Below are 22,649 nucleotides of genomic sequence, written 5' to 3'. Positions count from 1 at the left end.
AGGCGGGATATTCCCGCCTTATTCGTCTCTATAGAATAGAAGCGTTACGGCTTTGCCCGCAGCGCCGTCAGTTCCGCAATACGCATAATCACAGAGACCGCCTTTTCCATGCCTTCCAGCGTGACAAATTCGTGTTTGCCATGATAGTTGTAGCCGCCGGTAAACAGGTTCGGGCACGGTAGCCCCTGAAATGACAGATGTGCGCCGTCAGTGCCGCCACGAATCGGTTTCATATTCGGCTCAATATCGCAATCCTGCATCGCCTGCTGCGCCAGTGCAATAATGTGCGGATGCTGCTCAACCTGCTCACGCATGTTGTAATAGGTATCGGTAATCGTGACTTCAATGTAGCAATCCGGGTGCAGCCCCGCGCCGACCTTTTCCGCAATATCCAGCATCGTCTGCTTACGCTGCTCAAAGCCGTTGCGGTCAAAATCCCGGACGATGTAGTGCAAATCCGCACGCTCCACAGAGCCTTTCATGCTGTGAAGGTGGTAGAACCCCTGATAGCCGTCCGTTTGCTCCGGCGATTGGCTCTCCGGCACATGCTGATGATAGCGTGAGGCGAGCGTCAGCGCGTTAACCATCACGCCTTTGGCGCTACCGGGGTGCACATTGTTACCCACAATTTTCACCTGAACTGACGCGGCGTTAAAATTTTCATACTCCAGTTCGCCAACACCGCCGCCGTCCACGGTATAGGCCCACTGCGCATTAAAGGCTTTAACATCAAAAAACTGTGCGCCCTTGCCAATCTCTTCATCAGGCGTAAAGGCAACGCGAATATCGCCATGTGGGAGCTGGCTTTTTTTCAAGCGCACCAACGCGGTCATAATTTCCGCAATGCCCGCCTTATCATCTGCCCCCAGCAGCGTTTTGCCATCGGTGGTAATCAGCGTCTGCCCCAGTAACTGGTGCAGCACCGGGAACATCACAGGTGACAACACTTCGTCCCCCACTCCCAGGGCAATATCGCCGCCGCGGTAGTTTTCCAGAATCTGCGGATTAACATTTTTACCGCTAAAATCCGGCGACGTATCCATATGTGAAATGAAGCCGATAGCCGGGACGGGCCAGGCAACGTTAGTCGGAAGCGTCGCCATCAGGCAGCCCTGTTTGCTGAGCACAACCTGTTCAAATCCCAGTTCGAGCAATTCCTGCTGCAACGCACGCGCCAGTTTCAACTGACCGTCGGTGCTCGGCACCTGTCGGACGCCGGATTTAGACTGTGTATCAAATGAAACGTAGTTCAAAAATCTGTCGAGTAATTTATCCATCTTATTTATGCCCCCTGAACCCTGAAAGGCATTATGGATAGGGCTACTCCGGCAGATATTGCGTCAGGTCAGTTTTTTCCCGATTTAACAAATCGTCATACCAGAATTCAGGCCAAAAAGCGGCAACTGGGTCACGAAGAATGCCCAAATCAGGTAACAATAAGGAAACATTCGCGCTAATTCAGTGACTGAATCACCGCCATTCAGTCGTCAACCGGCCGGAAGTGGAGCCACACAAGTTGGCGTTAGGCAACGTTTCCCGTAAAATGCCGCCCTTAACTGCGCACGCTGTCTGAAAGGTGATAACCCTTGGTGCGATGCAACGGAGATGCCGTTGGTCGGCCAAATCAGGAAATAGAGCCCGACCTTAATGAAAGAAAACGCCCTGACTATGCCGGTCATTGATATGCCGGTCATTGAATTGCTCAACGTCCATAAAAGCTTTGATGGCAAAGACATCATTTCCCATTTTAATCTCACCATTAATAACGGTGAGTTTCTGACGATCCTCGGGCCATCCGGCTGCGGTAAAACCACCGTACTACGCCTGATTGCCGGTCTGGAAACGGTCGATAGCGGTACTGTCATGCTGGAAAAGCAGGACATCACCCATCAGCCCGCCGAGCAGCGGCACGTTAATACCGTATTTCAAAGTTATGCCCTGTTTCCTCACCTCAGCGTGTTTGAGAACGTGGCGTTTGGTCTGCGTATGCAAAAAACGCCCACCGCAGAGATTGTACCACGCGTGATTGACGCGCTGAAAATGGTGCAGTTGGAAGAACTGGCGCAACGTCGCCCGCACCAGTTGTCCGGCGGCCAGCAACAGCGCGTGGCTATCGCCCGCGCCGTCGTCAATCAACCAAAAGTTCTGCTGCTGGATGAATCCCTGTCCGCGCTCGATTATAAGCTGCGTAAGCAGATGCAGAATGAGCTGAAAGCGCTGCAACGTAAGCTGGGTATCACCTTTATTTTCGTCACGCACGATCAGGAAGAAGCCCTGACCATGTCCGATCGTATCGTGGTGATGCGTGATGGACGCATCGAGCAAGACGGCACGCCGCGTGAAATCTACGAAGAACCGAAAAATCTGTTCGTCGCCAGCTTTATCGGTGAAATCAATATTTTTGATGCCATAGTACTGGAACCGTTGGACGAACAGCGGGTTCGCGCTCAGGTCGAAGGCCACGAGTGCACTATTACCGTCAGTTTCCCGGTCACCGTCGGCCAACACCTCAACGTGCTGCTACGACCAGAAGATTTGCGCGTCGAAGAACTGGGCGACGGTATGCAGGCGGAAGGCATGGTGGGCTACGTGCGCGAACGCAACTATAAAGGCATGACGCTGGAATCCAATATCGAGTTGGAAAACGGCAAAATGGTCATGGTTAGCGAGTTCTTTAACGAAGACGATCCCGACTTCGATCATTCACTCAACCAGAAAGTCGACGTCACCTGGGTGGAAAGTTGGGAGGTCGTCCTGCACGATGAAGAAGTCGCGTAAACGCTTTCAAAACATCATTATCACACTCATCGTTGCCTGGCTGGTGCTGTTTGTTTTCCTGCCCAACCTGATGATCATCGGCACCAGTTTTCTGACGCGCGATGACACGCATTTCGTCAGCCTGGTCTTTACGCTGGAAAACTATACGCGACTGGCCGATCCGCTTTATGCTTCCGTCCTGCTGCATTCGCTGAATATGGCCGTTATCGCCACGCTCTGCTGCCTGCTGCTGGGCTATCCGTTTGCCTTTATTCTGGCGCGCTTACCGAAAAAAATTCAGCCGCTGATGCTGTTTCTGCTGATTGTGCCGTTTTGGACCAACTCGCTAATCCGCATTTACGGGCTGAAAATCTTTCTGAGTACGCACGGCCATCTGAATGAATTCCTGCTCTGGACTGGCCTTATCGATACGCCGCTGCGGATTATGTACACCTCTGAAGCGGTGATTCTCGGTCTGATTTACATCCTGCTGCCGTTCATGGTGCTACCGCTCTACTCCAGCATTGAAAAACTCGATAAATCCTACCTTGAAGCCGCGCGCGATCTGGGTGCCAATAAGTGGCAAACCTTCATTCGCGTCGTCATCCCGCTAACCATGCCGGGGATTATCGCCGGCTGCCTGCTGGTGCTGCTGCCCGCTATGGGCTTGTTCTTCGTTGCCGATCTGATGGGCGGTGCCAAGAATTTGCTGATCGGTAACGTCATTAAAAGCCAGTTCCTCAATATCCGCGATTGGCCGTTTGGTGCCGCCACCAGCATCTGCCTGACGCTAGTCATGGGCATACTGCTGTTTATCTACTACCGCACCGCTCGCCTGCTGAACAAAAAGGGAGAGCTGGAATGACCGGACGCTTACTTCGCGGTGGATTTATGTCCATCATTTACGCTTACCTGTACATCCCGATCGTCATTCTGATCGTGAATTCATTTAATCAGGGGCGTTTTGGCATCAACTGGCAGGGATTTACGCTGGACTGGTATCGGCGGCTGCTGAACAACGATAGTCTGCTTCAGGCCGCACAGCACTCGCTGACGATGGCCGTGTTTTCCGCCACCTTCGCCACGCTAATTGGCTCCCTAACGGCTGTTGCGCTATACCGCTACCGTTTTCGCGGCAAGCCTTTTGTCGGCGGCATGTTGTTCGTGGTGATGATGTCGCCGGATATCGTGATGGCCATCTCGCTGCTGGTGCTCTTTATGCTGTTGGGCATCTCACTCGGGTTCTGGTCTCTGCTGTTTTCCCATATTACGTTCTGTCTGCCCTTCGTGGTGGTAACCGTCTATTCGCGCCTGAAAGGGTTTGATGTGCGGATGCTGGAAGCCGCACGTGATTTGGGTGCCAGCGAAGTGATTATTTTGCGGAAAATCATTCTACCGCTGGCGATGCCAGCAGTAGCTGCGAGTTGGTTGCTCAGTTTTACGCTATCGATGGATGACGTAGTCGTGTCCTCGTTTGTCACTGGCCCTGCGTATGAAATTCTGCCATTGAAAATTTACTCGATGGTGAAAGTTGGCGTATCCCCTGAAGTCAACGCGCTGGCGACGATTTTACTCATTCTGTCGCTCGTGCTGGTGCTCAGTAGCCAACTGATTTTACGCGACCGCACTGGAAAATAAGGCAGCGGCTAACGTCATTCACATCTGATTTTCATGCCCGCTGAAAACAACGGGCATTTCCTTTGGGACTAGGAGGTAAACATAATGAAAACGTGGCCACACCTACTGGCAGCCTGCGCGCTGGCGCTTGGCATCAGCACCGCTAATGCCAACGATAGCAAAACGCTCTATTTCTATAACTGGACCGAATACGTGCCGCCAGGCCTGTTGGAGCAGTTCACCAAAGAGACGGGCATCAAGGTGATTTACTCCACCTATGAATCCAACGAGAGTATGTATGCCAAGCTGAAAACCTATAAGGACGGCGCCTACGATCTGGTTGTGCCATCAACCTATTTCATCTCCAAGATGAGCAAAGAAGGCATGCTGCAAAAGATTGATACCAGCAAGCTCAGCAACTTCCATAATCTCGATCCAAACCTGCTGCATAAATCCTTCGACCCGAATAACGACTACTCGATTCCCTATATCTGGGGTGCCACGGCAATTGGTATTAATCACGACGTGATTGACCCCACCAGCGTCACCCGTTGGGCCGATTTGTGGGATACCAAGTACAAAAATAGCCTGCTGCTGACGGATGACGCGCGTGAAGTGTTCCAAATCGCCCTGCGTAAGCTGGGGTACTCGGCGAATACCACCGACCCGAAAGAGATTGAGGCAGCCTATAAAGAACTGCAAGCCTTGATGCCAAACGTCCTGACGTTCAACTCGGATAACCCCGGTAACCCGTTCATTGAGGGTGAAGTCAATCTGGGTATGGTGTGGAACGGTTCTGCCTACGTGGCGCGTCAGGCGGGAACACCGCTGGATGTCATCTGGCCAAAAGAAGGTGGCATCTTCTGGATGGACAGTCTGGCAATTCCAGCCAACGCCAAAAACGTTGACGGCGCGATGAAGCTGATCGATTTCCTGCTGCGCCCGGAAGTCGCGGCACAAGTTGCAGAAACTATCGGCTATCCGACGCCGAATCTGGCAGCGAAAAAATTACTCCCGCCGGACGTGTCAGGGGATAAAACTCTGTATCCGGATGACGAAACCATCGCGAAAGGCGAATGGCAAAACGACGTCGGCAGCGCCAGCACGCTGTATGAAACCTACTTCCAGCAGCTAAAAGCGGGCCGTTAATCGCGATTAATCACAACAGCGTCCATTATCACCTGTCGAGCGGTGGTAATGGATAGATCGTAAAGACGCTGTGAATACATCCCTGTACGCTCGGATTGCGCCATCCATGGCGCAAACGCTTTACTCTTCTATTCCATTACCGCCGTTTCAATTTCACAGATAAATTTTCGGCAGCGTTGGTTGCCTTATTGCCTCACAGCATCTCACCCCATCAAATTGGCAGCTAAAAGCATTATCCTGACGGTATTAGGAAAATAATTGTGCTCTGCTTCTTCTATAATGATTCCACACCCAGCAGAATCACGATAAGGAACACCACCATGCTGCAACTCTCCAGCCACAGTTTTCAGGACGGCGACACGATCCCAGGCGAGTTCGCCTTTGCCGTACCGGATGCAAACAGCCACATTGCGCTGTCTTCTAACCATAATCCGCACCTTGCCTGGCGCGACGCTCCCACAGGGACACAGTCTTTCGTATTGGTTTGCCACGACCCAGATGTACCCAGCCGCGGTGACGATGTGAATCAGGAAGGCCGCGAGGTGAGCGCCTCTCTGCCGCGTGTCGATTTCTACCATTGGTTATTGTTGGATATTCCAGCCAACGTCAGTGAGATTCCCGCCGCTTCGCATTCCAATACTATTACCCCACGTGGGAAAGCAGGCCCGGATGCCCCCTCCGGGCTCCGACACGGCATTAATGACTACACCGTCTGGTTTGCCACGGACGAGCAGATGAAAGGCACCTACTATGGCTATGACGGCCCTTGCCCGCCGTGGAACGATGCACTCGTTCATCATTACATCTTCACGCTTTACGCCCTCGCGACACCGTCTTTAACGATAGAAGGTGAACTTAACGGGGCAAATGTCCGTGCTGCGCTGGCTAACGCGCCAGTATTGGCAGAAGCGAAACTCACCGGGCTGTATACGTTGAACCCTGCTCTGTTGTGATAATAATACGTGATGATAATGACGCATTATAAGCATGACGGGCAATGAGCGTGACCGCATTACGCTCCTCAGCTCCGCCTCTGGGTACAGAGGCGGACTGGATATTGCCGTCAGGCCAGCCGCTACAACGGTATGGCCTGTGTGCATTAGCCCACCCCCATTTGCGCACACCACAGCAGACAACGCGCTTTCATTTTTATGAAGCCACGCTTCTGCTGGTTCTCTCCGGCCAATTAACCCTTATTGAGCAGAGCGGCACGACAGTTATCGACACCCTGTCTCAACTTTGCCTGATTACTCCTGATGCCAGTGCTGATTTGACGAAAACGCCCGGCGGTCATGACGCCGTCTTTCGGTCACTCTTTCTGACATTTTCATCCACGCTTCTGGCGCAGTTTTATCACCGCTATCCCGAAAAATTGGCTCCTGTACATCCTTCCGCGCCTTTCACGCACCTCTTACTGGATGACGATCTGACTCATACCTTGCAGTATCTGGTTGAGGGAATGACGAGCAACACGCTCACTGAATCGCGCCTCGAACTGCGTCTGATGGATATGCTGTTGGTGCTATCGGAACGAGGATACCATTTTGGCGCGCCACCGCAGCCTGGCATTACGGCACAACTGCGTGCGCTTATCAGCGAAGAACCGGAGCGTCACTGGACCGCACAGTCAGCAGGGCGGCAATTGGCGATGAGTGAGGCTACGCTGCGTCGAAGGCTATCTGCCGAGCAGACTCGCTTTGAAGTACTGTTGCTGGAAACGCGAATGCAACACGCGATGATGCTGGTACAAACGACATCGTGGAGTATGCAGCGTCTGGCTGAAGCCTGCGGGTATAAATCCTCGGCACGTTTTTCCGAACGGTTTAAAACCCGTTTTGGCTGTTCACCCACCAAGATCCGTTAATCGTCATTGACTGCACTCGCCGCGATGGTGTGAAGACAGAAATTACCTGCAAAAAAAGCGCCCTGTCGGATAACCCACAGGGCGCTTAACAATCTCAGACAATCAGAGCGATTTTAGCGTATCAGTCTTTCTGTTCTTGCGCTAAATCGTGAGCGATTTTCACCGTTTCATCCAGATAAGGATCGGGTGCCTGATAGTCTTTCGGCAGATCTTCCAACGATTTGAGCGGCTTTTTACCTTCTCTCGCCAGTCGATCGTTAATCCGCTTCAGACGCATCGCTTCATCATCGTCATTCTCTTTCTCGCGCTGAGCAAGATTGAGCGACACAATGTTGCGTTTATCCTTCATCGCGTTATAGCGAGCGATATCTTGTGCAACGTACTGGAACTCAGGATCTTTGGCGATACGCTCCTGATGATGCTCATTCAGTGTGCTAATCAGCACCTTCAGATCGCCACTCTTCGTGTAGTTAGCCGCTTTGATGCTGTCCCACGGTAGCGCGTTGTCTTCAAACTTCTCGCCGGTATCGACCGTTTCGGTGCCGGTTGGCATCATTACGTCAGGCGTTACACCCTTCATCTGGGTACTACCGCCGTCAATACGATAGAACTTCTGAATCGTATATTGCACGGACCCCAGCGCTGGCCAGTCAGGACGCAGCATCTGATCGTAAATCCGATTCAGCGAACGATATTGCTGCACGGTGCCTTTGCCGAACGTCGGCTCACCCACGATCAAGGCACGACCATAATCCTGCATGGCCGCCGCGAAGATCTCGGAGGCGGAAGCACTGAAACGGTCTACCAGTACCACCAGCGGGCCTTTGTAATACACAATGCCGTCGGTGTCGCTGTCTTCACGCACTTTGCCATTATTATCGCGCACCTGCACCACCGGGCCGCCTGGGATAAACAGGCCGGAAAGCCCTACCGCTTCCGTCAGCGCGCCGCCGCCGTTAGTACGTAAGTCAATCACGATGCTGCTGACGTTCTGTTTTTCCAGCTTCTGGAGCTGAACTTTGACGTCATCCGTCAAGCCGACATAGAAGCCGGGGATATCCAGCACGCCAACTTTATCTTTGCCGACTGTCTTGACGGACATTTTGACCGCACGGTCTTCAAGACGAATGCGTTCACGCGTCAGAGTGACAATACGGGTTTTCGTCCCTTTGCCTGCAGGCAGAATTTCCAGACGCACCTTACTGCCTTTCGGCCCTTTAATCAGCGCAACGACATCATCCAGACGCCAGCCGATAACATCGACCATCGGTTTGCCGTTTTGGCCTACGCCAACGACACGGTCACCAACGGTGATATTTTTACTTTTCGCTGCCGGACCACCGGGCACCATGGAATTAATCATGGTGTAGTCGTCATCCATTTGCAGCACCGCACCAATCCCTTCGAGCGACAGGCTCATTTCGGTATTGAATTGCTCGGTGTTACGCGGTGACAGGTAGCTGGTATGCGGATCGATTTCACGCGCAAAAGCGTTCATGATGAGTTGGAAAACATCTTCGCTGTTGCTCTGCGCCAAACGGCGAATCGCAAACTGGTAGCGCTTGGTCAGCGTTTCTTTGATGTCTTTATCATCTTTACCGGTCAGCTTCAGGCTGAGCCAGTCATATTTTACCTTGGCATCCCACAGGCGGTTAAGTTCACCGACGTTCTGCGGCCAGGGAGCTTTGCTGCGATCGAGCTCAAACGTATCATTGCCCGTCAGATCGACAGGTTTATCCAGCAGCGACAGCGCATATTGAAAACGCTCAAACCGGCGCTTCTGCGCCAGATTGTACAGCGCGTACGGAACATCCAACTGCCCCGATTTCAGCGCATCGCCCAACTGGGCTTTTTGCCCGGAAAATTGCGCCACATCAGAGGCCAACAGCACATTGTGGCTGTAGTCCAGCATGTTGAGGTAGCGGTTAAAAATTTTCTCTGAGAACTGCGCATCCAGCATAAACTGGCGATAATGCGAACGCAGGAAACGTGAGGCCACCCTGTCGCTCACAGTAGCATGTTGAGGTTCCTGATGTAGCTGAGGGATCTGCTCAACACGCGTAATGTTTTCATTTGCAAAACTAGAGCCCGCCAGCAGTAAGCCTGCGATGGCGGTTATTCTGACTAAGTTGTTCATGCCCAGGTTGGCCTCCGTATCAGAACTGCAAATGTTCTGCGCGTACAATCATCGCCAGTCCAGAAGCCAATTGTACTCTGACTTCGCCTTTGGCAATTTCAAGCACGGTAGCATCCATGGCGTCTTTGCCGGCTCTGACTTTGATTTCCTGACCGATTTGCAGTTTGGAAACATCCGTAACCGCTACACGCTGACGCTCATTGCTGGCAGGTTTTGCCTGACGAGATTGAGCATTAGCGGATTGCTGAGAAGAGGACTGCGATTGGCCGGAAGAAGACTGACGAGGTTTACGCGGTGCACTGTTTTGGGATGTGCGGTTTTGGGATGCATTGTTTGAAGCATCGCGACGTGGCGCGCGCTTCTGAGCGGGACGAGGAGCACGTGCCGCGTCTGCCGATTCTCCGGCCGCTTCACGTTTTTTCGCCTGTTGCTCAGCACGCTGAGCCTGAACTCGCGCTTTCGCTTCTTCCAACTGCGTGCGAGCATGATCGACATGCTGCTGTTCCAACTCGCCACACGGATTACCATCCAGATCGACACGTTGGGCACCCAATTTTACACCGTACAGATAGCGCCAGCTTGAGGTGTACAGACGCAGCGCAGAGCGTAATTGCGTCTTACTGACGTTATCGGACTCCGGTACACGCTCAACAAGATCCTGAAAAATACCGATCTTTAACGGACGCGTTTCACCTTCAGTGGTGAAACAAAGCGGGAACCGCTCTGCCAAAAAGGCAATAACTTCTTTACTACTGTTCAACTTAGGTTGATTTTCCATGAAATTTCCTGATTACAACGGGTTTGCCAACCGGCGCAGGCATGAACAGGCGTCATTATAATGACGCCATCGGCAATTGCCACGTTAACCTTGTCTCAACATGAGAGAATTGATGAATGTCATCACATCGCTCGCTTCCAGTTGAGCACAAAGTACGCTAACTACGGCCTTCAGCCCTTCTTCATCATCCGCGTCAAAACGCCGATAAAGGGGACTGTCAATATCCAGAACGCCAATCACTTGCCCGTTCACGACAAGCGGTAGCACGATTTCCGCGTTACTCGCGGCATCACAGGCGATATGACCGGGGAACGCATGGACATCATCCACGCGCTGAATGCGATTTTCAGCTATCGCCGCACCGCATACACCTTTGCCAACAGGAATACGCACACAGGCAACCTTGCCCTGAAACGGTCCCAGGAAAAGCGTGTCGTTATCCAACAGGTAAAATCCTGCCCAGTTAACCCCATCCAAACGCTCAAACAGCAACGCACTACTGTTTGATAAGATCGTAATAAAACGGTTTTCATCCGCGATAAGCGATGACATGTCGCGAAAGAGATCCTGATAAAATTCTTGTTTATTCATAACGTATTATTCATAACGTATAGCGTTGTCTTTTCAAAACCGTGCGAACAATTCCCGCACAGACTGCATTAGCATCGGTTACAGAATGCCATAAGATTAGCGCCTTCGCGCGAAGAATCCTTCGCTTTACTGTACTGCTGTCACGCATATCGTGCTATTTCCACCAGAAAAATAATATCGGGCAGAGATCAGAGCCTTATTATGAATTTATCATTCGTTGAGCCTTCAGTTACACTAAATAGCTGTGAATACGTTATCTATCGTGAATATAACGGAACTCAACACCTTCTACCGGATCGCAGGGAAAATGAAAATACATAATATTGCCAGTCCTGCGCCGTTTCCCTCTCCCCGACCGCCGTTAACCGAGGGGGCGAAAAGTGCCATTCCCGCGATCGATCGTTATCATCGCTGCCCGGAATGTGATGCCTTTTTTGCTCTGCCGCCGTTGAAGCGGAACCAGACAGCGAACTGCCCGCGCTGCGATGCCAGAGTCAGTTCAGGCAGAGACTGGCCCATTTCCCGGCTTGCTGCGATGGCCGTTGCCATGCTGGTATTGATGCCGTTTGCTTTCACGGAACCGTTAATCAGCATTCGTCTTCTGGGCGTCACCATCAATGCCAGCCTGTTTGAAGGCATTTGGCAAATCACCCGTCAGGGGCATCCACTCACGGCAAGTATGGTCGCCTTCTGTACCGTAGGCGCACCGCTCACGCTGGTCTTTTCGCTGTTATACCTGTTCTTTGCTCCCCGCATCGGCATGAATTTGCGCCCCATCCTGCTCATGTTGCAACGGTTAAAAGAGTGGATGATGCTGGATATCTATCTGGTCGGCATGGCCGTCGCCGCGATCAAAGTTCGTGAATTCGCGGATGTTCAGGCGGGTATCGGGCTGGTCGCGTTTCTGGCGCTGATGAGCTTAAGCCTGCTGACGCTGATTCATTTAAATACCGACCAACTGTGGCAGCGGTTTTACCCGCGCATGAGGCCGTTGATTGCACCGGATCGCTATCGTATCTGTCTTTCCTGCCATTTCACCAGTTCGCCCGACAATCGGGGGCGCTGCCCTCGTTGTCATATTCCGCTCCGCTTACGCCAGCGGCACAGTCTGCAAAAATCCTGGGCAGCACTGATTGCTTCCATCATTTTACTGTTCCCCGCTAACCTGTTACCGATATCAATTATTTATGTCAATGGTGCCCGCACAGAAGACACGATCTTCTCCGGTATTCTTTCGCTCGCATCAGGCAATGTTCCTGTTGCGCTGGTGGTATTTATTGCCAGTATTCTGGTGCCGTTTACCAAAGTGCTGGTGTTGTTCGGGCTGCTGGTGAGTATCCATCTCCGGTCAGAAGGCAATATCATGATGCGCATGAAGATGCTGCGTATTATCCGCTGGATTGGCCGCTGGTCTATGCTCGATTTATTTGTGATTGCCTTGACGATGTCGCTCGTCAATCGCGATCAACTCCTCGCTTTCACCATGGGGCCTGCTGCCTTTTACTTTGGCGCGGCGGTGATTCTCACTATCCTTGCCGTTGAATGGCTGGATAGCCGACTGATGTGGGATAACACTGATGTGGAATAACAATGCAAGATAATACGCCTGGGACACCAACCGAAGCGACCGTGAAAAACAAGCGTCGCCTGTCGCCGTTTTGGCTATTGCCGCTGATTGCGCTGATGATTGCTGGCTGGCTGATTTACACCAATCAGCAGGAGCGCGGCACCACCGTCACCATTGATTTCGTCTCCGCCGATGGGATTGTGGCCGGGCGTACCCCCGTGCGCTATCAGGGAGTGGAAGTCGGCACGGTGCAAAACATCAAGCTGAGCGAAGATCTGCGTACTATCCAGGTCGAAGCCAGCATCAAAAGTGACATGAAGGAAGCCTTGCGCAGCGGGACGCAGTTTTGGCTGGTCACACCGAAAGCCTCTCTCGCCGGGGTTTCAGGATTGGATGCGCTGGTGGGCGGGAACTATATCGGGATGATGCCCGGTTCCGGCGAGCCGCAAGAGCACTTTTCTGCGCTGGATACGCAGCCCAAATACCGCGTGAATACCGGAGAATTGCTGATTCACCTCCATGCGGACGACCTCGGTTCACTGAACACCGGTTCGCTGGTTTACTACCGCAAAATTCCGGTGGGAAAAGTCTACGACTACACCGTTTCTCAGGATCGCCGTGGTGTCATGATTGACGTGCTGGTGGAACGCCGTTTTACCCATCTGGTGAAGAAGAACAGCCGCTTCTGGAACGTGTCTGGCTTTAATGCGGACATCAGCGTCAGCGGTGCGAAAATTGAGATGGAAAATCTGGCGGCGTTGGTGAACGGCGCGATCGCGTTCGATTCACCGGAAGAGAGCGAGGACGCAAGTGCCGAGCAATCTTATCGCCTCTATCCCGATCTGGCACAGAGCCAGCGCGGAGTGAAAATCGCGCTGGACTTACCTTCCGGTGACAGCCTCTCCGAAGGCCGTACCCCACTGATGTATCAGGGGCTGGAAGTCGGTACGCTAAATAAAATCACGTTAAATCCAGACGACGGCAAGGTCAGCGGAGAGCTAATCATCGATCCTTCCGTCGTGTCGCTGATGCGTGAAGGCACACGTATCGAACTCAGCAAACCCCAGCTTTCGCTCAGCGACCTGAATGTGTCACGCCTGCTGAGCGGCCCAACGTTGACGCTCATCCCCGGCGAAGGCGAACCGCGCCAGCATTTTACCGTGCTGGATAGTGGACAACAGCAGCTTAGTCAGCCCGGCGCGCTGTCTATCCAGCTCACGGCGGCACAGAGCTATGGCATTGATAGCGGTCAACCCGTGCTGCTGCACGGTGTGCAGATCGGTCAGGTGGTGAAGCGCACGCTGGATGAACAAGGCGTCAGCTTCATTTTGGTGATCGAGCCACGATATCGTCAGTTATTGCACCGCGACAGCAAATTCATCGTTAACAGCCGCGTAAATGTGAAGATGGGGCTGGATGGAATTCAAGTGCTGGGTGCCAGCGCGCAAGAGTGGGTCAGCGGCGGTATTCAGGTTTTACCAGGCAGCAAAGGCGACGTGCAAACCCGTTACCCGCTGTTCAGCGATCTCGAAAAAGCCGAAGAAGGTATTCGTGGTTCCACCCCCTCACCGACCCTCACCTTAGTGACCGATAGCCTGCCGGATATTCAGGACGGTTCCATCGTGCTGTACCGTAAATTTCAGGTAGGTGAAATCATGCGGGTGCGGCCAAAGGCAGATACCTTTGAGGTTGACGTTTATATTCGTCCCGAACACCGTAAGCTGCTGACGGAAAACAGCGTGTTCTGGGCAGAAGGCGGCGCCCGTGTGCAGTTGAATACCTCAGGCTTGACCGTGCAGGCTTCCCCGTTGAATCGGGCACTTAAGGGCGCGATCAGTTTTGATAATCTGGAAGGCGCACCGGAAATTAAAGGCGGCAAGCGCGTCCTGTACAACAACGAAACGGCGGCGCGCGCCGTGGGAAGCCGTATCATTCTGCGCACCTACGACGCCAGTAAACTCGCGCCGGGCATGCCGATTCGCTACCTGGGCATTGATATCGGTCAATTGGATTCGTTGAAGCTGTCCGAGCAGCGTAACGAAGTGCTGGTACAGGCCGTGCTCTATCCTGAATATGTGCGTAATTTCGCCCGTGCCGGAACGCGTTTTTCCGTCGTCACACCGGAAATTTCCGCCGCTGGCGTGAACCATCTGGAAACACTATTCCAGCCTTATATCAACGTCGAACCGGGTAACGGCAGCGTCACACGTAATTTTGAGTTGCAACAGGCCACGATCTCCGATTCTCGCTATCAGGACGGCTTGAATATCAGCGTTGACGCACCGGAAGCTGGCGCGTTACAGGTCGGTACGCCAGTGCTGTTCCGCGGCATAGAAGTGGGTACGGTAACTGGCCTGTCGCTGGGTACGCTTTCCGATCGTATCGCGGTGTCGCTGCGGATCAGCAAGCGCTATCAGCATCTGGTGCGTGACAATTCCGTCTTCTGGCTCGCTTCTGGCTACAATCTGGAGTTTGGCCTGACGGGCGGCGTCATCAAGAGCGGAACCTTCCAGCAGTTCATCCGCGGCGGTATCGCGTTTGCCACACCGCCCAGCACGCCGCTCGCGCCTAAAGCGCAGGAAGGGAAACATTTCCTGCTGCGAAACGAGGAACCCAAAGAGTGGCGGCAATGGGGTACGGCGATTCCGAATCCTCCCAATAATTAACGCTCATACCCGACAGGGCGGCAACGATCGCCCTGTCGTTTTCACGCGCCATCTTGTCGTTTTCGCATGATGCATGAAAGAACCGTGCTACACTTCGCCGCTTCTTCCCCTCGTTTTACTGAATAAACTGTACGGAACCACGCCGTGGCAAAATTTACCCCAGCCAGCCTGCCAGCTGAATTTCTCGACACGATGCGGGACATCATGCCTTCATCGCTTTCGATGGACGATTTTATTTCCGCCTGCCAGCGCCCACTGCGCCGGAGCATCCGCGTCAATACGTTAAAAATCAGCGTCGATGCCTTCTTGCAGCTCGTACAACCCTATGGCTGGCAGCTCGAACCGATTCCCTGGTGTCAGGAAGGCTTCTGGCTGCTGAATGCAGAAGAGGAAAACACGCGGCTAGGCAATACGCTGGAGCACCTAAGCGGGCTGTTTTACATTCAGGAAGCCAGCTCCATGCTGCCCGTCAGCGCTCTGTTCCATTGCAACGATACGCTGGAAACGGTGTTGGACGTCGCGGCCGCACCGGGTTCTAAAACCACGCAGATCGCAGCACGGATGAATAATGAAGGGGCCATTATCGCCAACGAGTATTCGGCCAGTCGGGTAAAAGTGCTGCATGCCAACATCAGCCGCTGCGGCGTCAGCAATACCGCGCTGACACACTTCGACGGGCGGGTTTTCGGCGCAGCGCTGCCGGAATATTTTGATGCAATACTGCTCGATGCCCCGTGTTCCGGTGAAGGCGTGGTGAGGAAGGATCCGACGGCTATGAGCCACTGGTATCAGGAGAGCATTACCGAGATAGCCGCCACGCAGCGCGACCTGATTCTGAGCGCATTCCATGCCCTGAAGCCCGGCGGCGTGATGATTTACTCCACCTGTACGCTGAATCGGCAGGAAAATCAGCAAGTTTGCCATTGGTTACAGACACAGTTTCCCGAGGCGTGTGAATTTGAATCGTTACGCGACCTCTTCACCGATGCCGAACGTGCCACAACGGAAGACGGTTTCCTGCACGTCTTCCCACAGATTTATGACAGCGAAGGCTTCTTTGTTGCCCGTTTGCGCAAGACGGCCAGCGTGCCGCCGCTGCCGCGCCCGGGTTATAAAGTCGGTAAATTCCCGTTCTCTCCGGTTGCCCCCAAAGATTGCACACCACTCATACAGGCGGCACGTAAGCAGGGCATTTACTGGGATGAGACGTTACTGCAACTGTGGCAGCGTGATAGCGAGATCTGGCTTTTCCCTGCGGCGCTAACCTCTGCTTTTGGCAATATCAAATTCTCGCGGATTGGCATTAAACTCGCCGAGCGCTTCCCTAAAGGTTTCCGCTGGCAACATGAAGCGATTGTCGCGCTGGCCAATCCACACGCAGGCAATGCCTACGCGCTGACCGATAACATCGCCTGCGAGTGGTTTCAGGGCAAAGACTGTTATCCAGAACCGATCCCTGCTGCGGATGAGCTGATTTTAACCTACCAGAACACCCCCGTCGGTCTGGCCAAACGCATCAATAGCCGGATAAAAAACAGCCTGCCGCGCGATTTAGTGCGGGATGGCGCCTCTTCTGCTCAACCTTTGGCTAAAGAATAAATACGGTTTCTGCATCAGGTGGCGATAAAACCACCTGATGAACCATGCGTTCTCTCTTCCCTCACGGATTTTCATCTATCCTCTCTAGAGAGGATCAGTAATGTCTGGAGAACAGCATGTTTGCGTTAGTGATATTTGTTTGTTATCTCGGGCATGGCTGTGACGATGTGGTCGTCGGTGCCTACAATACCGAAGCGCAGTGTCTGCAAGCGATGGATGAACAACGCCTGCGCCGCGCGGGCTGTTTCCCCATCGAAGAGTATATCGATGGCTTCTGGATCCCCGCTCAAGAGCATGCTGAGTTTTAGTTTTCCCATCTGCGTTTTCTCATCGACACACGCCAAAACCGCGCATACCAAAGTGAAAGTGATTAGCGTGTGCGGCGTTGTATTCCGGCCCTAGCGAGTTACCAAAAAAGCGGCAGCTTTCCCTGAACGTGGCGCGTAAATAGCTGCCGCGATCGTCCGTTGCCGGCCACTGGTTCAGAACGCTAATCTGTCGTCCATCAGAGAGACGAAACGCCGCGATATCCCACGCGTCCGCCGTTGCATGCTCACTCAAGCGTCCTTCTGGCCGATGATAGACATTGCGACAGGCGTAGCTGCCCATATGGTCGATGCGCGCTAGCGACGTGCCAAGCGACCGCGCCTGCGGCACAGCGACCTGCGTCACAAACATCGTGCTACTCAACGCTAATCGACAACTCGCCAGAAAGCTGGAACTGAGTGTGACCACGCCAAAACCTTGCACCCGCACGGGCGACGCCACCGGACATTGCCCACTGATATTATTGGCCTCGGAGAAGCGTAGCCGCCCGTTTTCCCGCGCCTGTTTTAACACTGCCAAACAAGCATCAGGATCGCTGGCGACAGATTTCATTTTCAGTCGGGTAATAAACGTAGGCGGGTCATCGACGGACAGTGGAGAAAAGGGATCGTAACCGGGCGGGAGTTGACGTTGGATCCAGGGTGCCATCGCCGCTAACGCCCCCAATATCACCGCAGCTATCAACCATCCCCGCATCAGCACCGCCCTCCGATTATTTCCTTCTCCTGAGTCATATTATGCTATTAGCGTAAACTCAGCCGGATTCATCCCCAGAGAGACGCCCGCCTCCACAATTTTCTGCCACTCCTGATCGGACAGATAAATACCGTCTGCGTGGCGCTGCGCCTGAGAAATACGTTCTGGTTCACCAGCCATTAAAATGGGCTGTGCCGGATCGGGTGCCGTTGAAGAACGAACATAATCCAGCATCGCATCATATTCTTTTTGCAACCATGCCATCGACACCATGCTGGCTGGGTCGATAACAATCGTCGTCATGTTATTGACGATCGCCCCCTGACGTTCGTTCTCCGGTTGAATGGTTCCACCACCGGAGAGTAATCCCGCCAGCATTTCAGCCGCTAAAATCAATCCGCCACCTTTATGTTTCGCAATCGGTTTTAAGGCCCCGTGCTTCTCGCCTTCCCACATGACTTTAGGATCGTTAGTAGACACGCCGTTGCAATCCAGCATGACCTCTTCATCAAAGGTTTTACCTGCCAGATACGCAACACGGGTTTTCCCCAACGCCACCACGCTGGTGGCGAAATCCAGAATAAAGGCCGCATTATGCGCCGTGGGCGGAAACGCAATGCAGATAGGGTTCGTCCCAAAACGCGCCTCACTGCCACACCAGGGCGCCACAATCGGGTCAAGATCGTTGACGTTGACAAAATGTATCGACACGAGCCCGGCGTCCGCCGCCATTTCCCCATAGGTACCGATGCGTCCCAAATGGCAGGTAGACGACAGCGTCATTAAACACACGCCCGTCGTTTTCACTCGGTCAATGGCCGCCTGCATCGCTTCTTTACCTGTACGCTGACCAAACCCACGATCGCCAGTAAATTGCAGCACCGCTCCGCTGTCGCGCAGTAAACGCGCCGGGGTATTCGGGTGCATGATGCCTTTCCCGATAAACTCCACATAGTGTGGCAACATCCCCACTCCGTGGCTGTCATGCCCTTTCAGATTCGCGCTCACAAGGTGTTCGGTGACAATACGGGCTTCGTTTTCTTCACATCCTGCTTTTTGCAATACGCTTTGCATCGTCGCCATCAGACGACTGGCTGAAATCTGCATATCTCTTCCCTTCATCTACTGATTTATTCTTCACCGATTTCATCCTACTGCGGAACCGGAATGAATGGCACAGCCAATAAAGAACAATATTTTTGAAAAAGAATAGCAAATCTATCTGGTATTCATTGCCAGAACATAGAGCTATCATTTCTCACATCAAGGCAAATCGCCTAATTAACACCATAAAACGTGAAGGAATGAATCATGAAAAACATCAAAAATTTTATCGCAGTTATCGCACTTTCTACGTTGTCTTTCGGCGCTTTTGCAGCACAAGAAATCGCGACGGTTTCCGTTAGCGGTGCAAAAACGTTAGACGGTTTCGAAGCACAGGTTGCGCAAAAAGCCAAAAAAGCGGGTGCATCGTCATATCGCATCGTTTCTGCTACCGGTAACAATCAATTACGCGGCACCGCGATTCTGTATAAATAAACCGTGCCAGACGTCAGGGAGCCTCAGGGCTCCTCTGTCGCATCGCTTTCCCCATCTTGCGCCCACTTGCCGATTCCCCCTCCCATTTTGAATAAAATACAAACAAATCAAGCGCGATACCAATCAGTGCGATTGCTTTAACCATCTGGTGAAGGATCTCCCCCAGCAGTACCATCCCCGACGTTGTAAGACGTACACAGAGACGGCCGACATAGATAGGGTTTTGCCTGCTCATCGGACATAGATAATATGGATTTTATTTAAATGAAAAAGACATCGCGTTTTCTTCTGGCGCTTGCCGGATTATGGTTTTCCGCTACGGCTTATTCGGCTGCGCCTCCTTCGACTCACGCTGAGGAAGCACGGATACCGGCCATCAAACTGATCAATACACCCGACAATCACTCAGCCTTCGTGACAGGCAGCGTGCCCGCGCTGGAAAAAATCACCGCGCAGAAATTTTGGCTCAGTAATGCCACTGAAGCCTGGGAAATGAATGTCCACCCAGCACCGCGCAAGCAATATGTCATCACGCTGAAAGGCACGCTGAAATTTCGGGTCAGCGATGGTTCTACTTTCCTGCTTTCTCCCGGAACGGTTTTGATTGCCGCCGATACGCAGGGGGAAGGACATAGCTGGGAGATGGTTGAAGGCACCGAGTGGGTCAGAATTTATATTCCGATTGTCGACGACAACGATTATTTCACCCCTGACGCATTGGGTGCTGCGGCGGCCAAAACGCACTGATTCTCTTTTCCGCATGACATTGGCGACAGAAATCTGTCGCCAACCTATTAATCCTTATTCGCATCAAACGGATCTTCAACATCGTCTTTGCTGTCATCGCGTTTGCGAGGAATCTCTCCCCGATCTTTCGGCGCCTCTTTTGCCGGATGATCCTTTTCATCCTTATGTTTGGTGTCTGCATTTTTCTCAGTCATCGTTTCCTCCTATCACGTCGTGTTTTATTAACGTTGTCTTCTATTAACTTAGTCGATAATCGCTACAAACGGGGCATGAATCTTCCGATTCCGTTGTGACAAAGATATTTTATATAAGAGAGAACAATTATTTTCGCTATTTATAAAATAGCTAACGAAGGGGAATATCTGTAGGTGATACGAAGCAAGATATATTTTCCGATGATTTCTGAAAATAACATCTGCTGAAGATACAGTATGAGGTTTAAACAAAAACCCCCAGCTTCACGCCAGGGGTTCTTTATTACTTCTCTTGACTGCTCCGGCTTAAACCATCATCGCTATCGCAAGAAAAGCATCACTTCAAATTTATAGTGCAGCTTAGTGTAGCTTTATTACGGCGCGGCGTCTTACAGTGCGACAACGTTGCCAGCTGCTGGGCCTTTCTGGCCATTTTCAATGGTGAACTCAACCTTTTGGCCTTCGTCCAGCGTTTTGAAATCATTGCTCTGAATAGCAGAGAAATGTACGAATACATCTTTGCTGCCGTTGTCAGGAGTAATGAAACCAAAACCTTTACCCGCGTCAAACCATTTTACTAAACCAGTCATTTTATTAGACATAGAGATTACCTTAATTTGTATAGCGCCTTCCGGCAAATAGGGCCTGTGCACAGAATTTAATTAGCAACGAGAAGGAGGCTCAAAAGAAGGGATATCTATGGATAACACTTGGAGATGAGAACTGCTTTACTAAACTGCTTTTAGGTCTGCGAATCAAACCGACGAGCTATTAACGCACGTCTAACAATCTTTAGCAAGATATTATTTTCAGGCATGCTATAAAACAGCCCCGTTGCAGCCAATTTTTCTCTTTTTTAAAGAAAAAACAAATCAGAAAATAGACGACTGAACGCCGTTTTTCATTCATTAGGGTTTTAAACCAAAAAAAAGACCGAATACGATTCCTGTATTCGGTCTAGGGAAATGGCTCTTGGGAGAGCCGTGCGCTAAAAGTTGGCATTTATACAAGCTGTGCTAGCCCTGTAGATTTAAGCTTAGCCAACTCCCCCACGTTTTCCAGCCTCAACCCGCGCGTAATTATCACAAATGGAACAGATTTCACACTTTGTTTTAACCATTAAGAAGTAACTGGTTAACATCAATAGATAAATCAATTACTTCATGGTGTCGCCTCTGGCTGACACAGTTGTTCTGCACGCTCGATAAATGGCTGAAGACTTTTCTTCTGGCCGGGATGTTTAGGATCGTCCAACCAGATTGCATCTATCGGCTGTGCACTCACCTGCCCGGACTTCATCTGTGCGATAGCAACATCGTTCAGCGGATACTGCATCAGCGTCCCGGTGTGTAAGGCGTACAGCGCATTACCTGGGCGGCAAATCAGTTGAACTTCTTCACGGGTGAAAGCCCAACGATCGCCGTATTCCAACCGGCTGATATTGGCCAGTTTCGCAGCAGCAAAAGCATTCACAGAAAGTGAGGTAAGCACGATAGATAGCAAGAGTTTCTTCATCATGGTATTCCCGACATGGCGTATTCAGACAATGATGTGTGTAAGTTTTGCAGTCTTATCTAACTCAGAGAAAGACGGCACAAACCTTATAAAACAGAATGTTGTATATCACTACTGAGGCGATCATAGCGACAGAGGCAGATGAAGTCGAGCGCGACGTCAGGAATAACATCGGCGGTTTGATACCGGCAGAAAGGTCGTTCAGAAGGGGAAAATTGCGGGATAAAGAGAACAGTATCCCGCATCATTCAAGTCATCATTGGCCGACAGAAGCGTCGCTTGTCGTTAGGCTGACGGTGCCGCCGCAGACATTTTTTTCAGGTCCTGATCGATGAAGAACAGGCCGCCTTCGCTGGCTTTGACCAGAGCCAGTTTGTCCAGAATGGAACGGAACAGTTTCTCTTCTTCGTGCTGTTCAGCAACGTACCATTGCAGGAAGTTAAATGTGGAGTAGTCTTGCAGCGCCATCGCCTCATGCGCCAGCTCATTAATTTTTGCAGTGATCAGTTGTTCGTGTTCATAGGTCAGCTTGAAGACATCAGCCAATGAATCAAAATCAATCGGCGGTGCAGCAATCGCGCCTAATACAGGCAGGCTTCCGGTGTCGTCCAGATAGTCAAACAGGCGCTGCATGTGCTGCATTTCTTCCTGAGAATGCGTCTTCAGGAAACTGGATGCGCCTTCAAAACCTTTGTCACCGCACCATGCGCTCATCTGCAGATACAAATTCGCGGAATAAAATTCCAGATTAAGTTGCTCATTCAGCTTCTGAATCATTTCTTTTTTTAACATATTAACTCCCTATTTTCCCGGCAGGTGAAATTATTCAGGGCATTATGCCTGAAAAAATAAAATAAAAAACACTTTATTAACATCACAAGTTAATTAATAAAACAAACAACAAAA

22 protein-coding genes are annotated in these 22,649 nt (G+C 51.8%); 12 read left to right on the top strand and 10 right to left on the bottom strand.

Features of this window, described 5'->3' with window-relative positions; all coding sequences use genetic code 11:
- Positions 1–44: 44 nt before the first annotated feature.
- On the bottom strand, positions 45–1,277 hold the full coding sequence (pepT, locus tag NAL19_RS09280; RefSeq protein ID WP_263059497.1) for a peptidase T: 1,233 nt from the start codon (positions 1,275–1,277) through the stop codon (positions 45–47).
- Positions 1,278–1,647: 370 nt separating this feature from the next.
- Between pepT and potA the strand changes: the two genes are divergently transcribed.
- From potA to NAL19_RS09250, 6 genes are all read left to right on the top strand, one after another.
- Positions 1,648–2,778, top strand: coding sequence for a spermidine/putrescine ABC transporter ATP-binding protein PotA (potA, locus tag NAL19_RS09275; protein ID WP_263059496.1), 1,131 nt, complete (start codon positions 1,648–1,650; stop codon positions 2,776–2,778).
- Positions 2,762–3,622 (top strand): spermidine/putrescine ABC transporter permease PotB, encoded by an 861-nt coding sequence (potB, locus tag NAL19_RS09270; protein WP_263059495.1) that lies wholly within the window; start codon positions 2,762–2,764, stop codon positions 3,620–3,622. The genes potA and potB overlap by 17 nt, the downstream gene beginning before the upstream one ends.
- Entirely contained in the window at positions 3,619–4,395 is a 777-nt protein-coding gene (gene potC, locus NAL19_RS09265) for a spermidine/putrescine ABC transporter permease PotC (RefSeq protein ID WP_263059494.1), read from the top strand. Before potB ends, potC begins: the two co-directional genes overlap by 4 nt.
- A gap of 84 nt (positions 4,396–4,479) precedes the next feature.
- The gene (gene potD, locus NAL19_RS09260; RefSeq protein WP_263059493.1) at positions 4,480–5,523 is read left to right on the top strand and encodes a spermidine/putrescine ABC transporter substrate-binding protein PotD; all 1,044 of its coding nucleotides are present in this window, start codon (positions 4,480–4,482) and stop codon (positions 5,521–5,523) included.
- A gap of 320 nt (positions 5,524–5,843) precedes the next feature.
- The gene (locus tag NAL19_RS09255) at positions 5,844–6,476 is read left to right on the top strand and encodes a YbhB/YbcL family Raf kinase inhibitor-like protein (protein WP_263059492.1); all 633 of its coding nucleotides are present in this window, start codon (positions 5,844–5,846) and stop codon (positions 6,474–6,476) included.
- A 44-nt stretch (positions 6,477–6,520) separates the two neighbouring features.
- On the top strand, positions 6,521–7,387 hold the full coding sequence (locus NAL19_RS09250) for a helix-turn-helix transcriptional regulator (RefSeq protein ID WP_263059491.1): 867 nt from the start codon (positions 6,521–6,523) through the stop codon (positions 7,385–7,387).
- Positions 7,388–7,508: 121 nt separating this feature from the next.
- On the opposite strand, the gene prc is transcribed toward NAL19_RS09250, so the two are convergent.
- The 3 genes from prc to NAL19_RS09235 form a co-directional block, all read right to left on the bottom strand.
- A complete protein-coding gene (prc, locus tag NAL19_RS09245) occupies positions 7,509–9,524 on the bottom strand; it encodes a carboxy terminal-processing peptidase (protein ID WP_263059490.1) in 2,016 nt (671 codons plus the stop codon).
- Positions 9,525–9,543: 19 nt separating this feature from the next.
- A complete protein-coding gene (gene proQ, locus NAL19_RS09240) occupies positions 9,544–10,302 on the bottom strand; it encodes an RNA chaperone ProQ (RefSeq protein WP_263059489.1) in 759 nt (252 codons plus the stop codon).
- A gap of 84 nt (positions 10,303–10,386) precedes the next feature.
- Positions 10,387–10,893 (bottom strand): GAF domain-containing protein, encoded by a 507-nt coding sequence (locus NAL19_RS09235; RefSeq protein ID WP_263059488.1) that lies wholly within the window; start codon positions 10,891–10,893, stop codon positions 10,387–10,389.
- Between the two features lie 307 nt (positions 10,894–11,200).
- On the opposite strand from NAL19_RS09235, the gene yebS reads away from it, so the two are divergent.
- From yebS to NAL19_RS09215, 4 genes are all read left to right on the top strand, one after another.
- On the top strand, positions 11,201–12,481 hold the full coding sequence (gene yebS / locus NAL19_RS09230) for a membrane integrity lipid transport subunit YebS (RefSeq protein ID WP_225087927.1): 1,281 nt from the start codon (positions 11,201–11,203) through the stop codon (positions 12,479–12,481).
- A gap of 2 nt (positions 12,482–12,483) precedes the next feature.
- On the top strand, positions 12,484–15,126 hold the full coding sequence (locus NAL19_RS09225) for a PqiB family protein (RefSeq protein ID WP_263059487.1): 2,643 nt from the start codon (positions 12,484–12,486) through the stop codon (positions 15,124–15,126).
- A 144-nt stretch (positions 15,127–15,270) separates the two neighbouring features.
- Positions 15,271–16,725 carry a 16S rRNA (cytosine(1407)-C(5))-methyltransferase RsmF gene (gene rsmF, locus NAL19_RS09220; RefSeq protein WP_263059486.1) on the top strand — a complete coding sequence of 485 codons (1,455 nt, stop codon included), beginning with the start codon at positions 15,271–15,273 and terminating at the stop codon, positions 16,723–16,725.
- Positions 16,726–16,841: 116 nt separating this feature from the next.
- A complete protein-coding gene (locus NAL19_RS09215; RefSeq protein ID WP_263059485.1) occupies positions 16,842–17,033 on the top strand; it encodes a YebW family protein in 192 nt (63 codons plus the stop codon).
- Positions 17,034–17,052: 19 nt separating this feature from the next.
- On the opposite strand, the gene NAL19_RS09210 is transcribed toward NAL19_RS09215, so the two are convergent.
- Together NAL19_RS09210 and NAL19_RS09205 are read right to left on the bottom strand one after the other, a co-directional pair.
- Complete coding sequence (locus NAL19_RS09210) at positions 17,053–17,748, bottom strand: extensin family protein (protein ID WP_263059484.1); 696 nt, start codon at positions 17,746–17,748, stop codon at positions 17,053–17,055.
- A 39-nt stretch (positions 17,749–17,787) separates the two neighbouring features.
- On the bottom strand, positions 17,788–18,855 hold the full coding sequence (locus NAL19_RS09205) for a malate/lactate/ureidoglycolate dehydrogenase (RefSeq protein ID WP_263059483.1): 1,068 nt from the start codon (positions 18,853–18,855) through the stop codon (positions 17,788–17,790).
- Between the two features lie 204 nt (positions 18,856–19,059).
- Here NAL19_RS09205 and NAL19_RS09200 point away from each other — a divergent pair, with 204 nt between their 5' ends.
- Together NAL19_RS09200 and NAL19_RS09195 are read left to right on the top strand one after the other, a co-directional pair.
- Complete coding sequence (locus NAL19_RS09200; RefSeq protein WP_263059482.1) at positions 19,060–19,287, top strand: YdgH/BhsA/McbA-like domain containing protein; 228 nt, start codon at positions 19,060–19,062, stop codon at positions 19,285–19,287.
- Between the two features lie 264 nt (positions 19,288–19,551).
- On the top strand, positions 19,552–20,034 hold the full coding sequence (locus tag NAL19_RS09195) for a hypothetical protein (protein WP_263059481.1): 483 nt from the start codon (positions 19,552–19,554) through the stop codon (positions 20,032–20,034).
- Between the two features lie 47 nt (positions 20,035–20,081).
- On the opposite strand, the gene NAL19_RS09190 is transcribed toward NAL19_RS09195, so the two are convergent.
- From NAL19_RS09190 to ftnA, 4 genes are all read right to left on the bottom strand, one after another.
- A complete protein-coding gene (locus NAL19_RS09190; RefSeq protein ID WP_225087919.1) occupies positions 20,082–20,228 on the bottom strand; it encodes a hypothetical protein in 147 nt (48 codons plus the stop codon).
- Between the two features lie 389 nt (positions 20,229–20,617).
- The gene (cspG, locus tag NAL19_RS09185) at positions 20,618–20,830 is read right to left on the bottom strand and encodes a cold shock protein CspG (protein ID WP_010275831.1); all 213 of its coding nucleotides are present in this window, start codon (positions 20,828–20,830) and stop codon (positions 20,618–20,620) included.
- Between the two features lie 559 nt (positions 20,831–21,389).
- Entirely contained in the window at positions 21,390–21,746 is a 357-nt protein-coding gene (locus NAL19_RS09180) for a YebY family protein (protein ID WP_225087917.1), read from the bottom strand.
- A 282-nt stretch (positions 21,747–22,028) separates the two neighbouring features.
- A complete protein-coding gene (gene ftnA / locus NAL19_RS09175; protein ID WP_225087916.1) occupies positions 22,029–22,535 on the bottom strand; it encodes a non-heme ferritin in 507 nt (168 codons plus the stop codon).
- Positions 22,536–22,649: the final 114 nt, after the last annotated feature.

The organism is Pectobacterium sp. F1-1, assembly GCF_025643735.1.
Taxonomy (GTDB): domain Bacteria; phylum Pseudomonadota; class Gammaproteobacteria; order Enterobacterales; family Enterobacteriaceae; genus Pectobacterium; species Pectobacterium colocasium.
Note: the sequence above shows the minus strand (reverse complement) of the source record. Positions and strands in the feature narration are given on the sequence as shown.

Bases quoted from the DNA above. Each gene is read 5' to 3' on its own strand.
- NAL19_RS09225 (WP_263059487.1), top strand. From the start codon at position 12,484: ATGCAAGATAATACGCCTGGGACACCAACCGAAGCGACCGTGAAAAAC.
- potC (WP_263059494.1), top strand. From the start codon at position 3,619: ATGACCGGACGCTTACTTCGCGGTGGATTTATGTCCATCATTTACGCT.
- pepT (WP_263059497.1), bottom strand. From the start codon at position 1,277: ATGGATAAATTACTCGACAGATTTTTGAACTACGTTTCATTTGATACA.
- NAL19_RS09255 (WP_263059492.1), top strand. From the start codon at position 5,844: ATGCTGCAACTCTCCAGCCACAGTTTTCAGGACGGCGACACGATCCCA.
- NAL19_RS09250 (WP_263059491.1), top strand. From the start codon at position 6,521: ATGAGCGTGACCGCATTACGCTCCTCAGCTCCGCCTCTGGGTACAGAG.
- cspG (WP_010275831.1), bottom strand. From the start codon at position 20,830: ATGTCTAATAAAATGACTGGTTTAGTAAAATGGTTTGACGCGGGTAAA.
- potD (WP_263059493.1), top strand. From the start codon at position 4,480: ATGAAAACGTGGCCACACCTACTGGCAGCCTGCGCGCTGGCGCTTGGC.
- NAL19_RS09215 (WP_263059485.1), top strand. From the start codon at position 16,842: ATGTTTGCGTTAGTGATATTTGTTTGTTATCTCGGGCATGGCTGTGAC.
- potA (WP_263059496.1), top strand. From the start codon at position 1,648: ATGAAAGAAAACGCCCTGACTATGCCGGTCATTGATATGCCGGTCATT.
- NAL19_RS09210 (WP_263059484.1), bottom strand. From the start codon at position 17,748: ATGCGGGGATGGTTGATAGCTGCGGTGATATTGGGGGCGTTAGCGGCG.
- NAL19_RS09200 (WP_263059482.1), top strand. From the start codon at position 19,060: ATGAAAAACATCAAAAATTTTATCGCAGTTATCGCACTTTCTACGTTG.
- ftnA (WP_225087916.1), bottom strand. From the start codon at position 22,535: ATGTTAAAAAAAGAAATGATTCAGAAGCTGAATGAGCAACTTAATCTG.
- NAL19_RS09205 (WP_263059483.1), bottom strand. From the start codon at position 18,855: ATGCAGATTTCAGCCAGTCGTCTGATGGCGACGATGCAAAGCGTATTG.
- proQ (WP_263059489.1), bottom strand. From the start codon at position 10,302: ATGGAAAATCAACCTAAGTTGAACAGTAGTAAAGAAGTTATTGCCTTT.
- yebS (WP_225087927.1), top strand. From the start codon at position 11,201: ATGAAAATACATAATATTGCCAGTCCTGCGCCGTTTCCCTCTCCCCGA.
- NAL19_RS09190 (WP_225087919.1), bottom strand. From the start codon at position 20,228: ATGACTGAGAAAAATGCAGACACCAAACATAAGGATGAAAAGGATCAT.
- prc (WP_263059490.1), bottom strand. From the start codon at position 9,524: ATGAACAACTTAGTCAGAATAACCGCCATCGCAGGCTTACTGCTGGCG.
- NAL19_RS09180 (WP_225087917.1), bottom strand. From the start codon at position 21,746: ATGATGAAGAAACTCTTGCTATCTATCGTGCTTACCTCACTTTCTGTG.
- NAL19_RS09195 (WP_263059481.1), top strand. From the start codon at position 19,552: ATGAAAAAGACATCGCGTTTTCTTCTGGCGCTTGCCGGATTATGGTTT.
- NAL19_RS09235 (WP_263059488.1), bottom strand. From the start codon at position 10,893: ATGAATAAACAAGAATTTTATCAGGATCTCTTTCGCGACATGTCATCG.
- potB (WP_263059495.1), top strand. From the start codon at position 2,762: ATGAAGAAGTCGCGTAAACGCTTTCAAAACATCATTATCACACTCATC.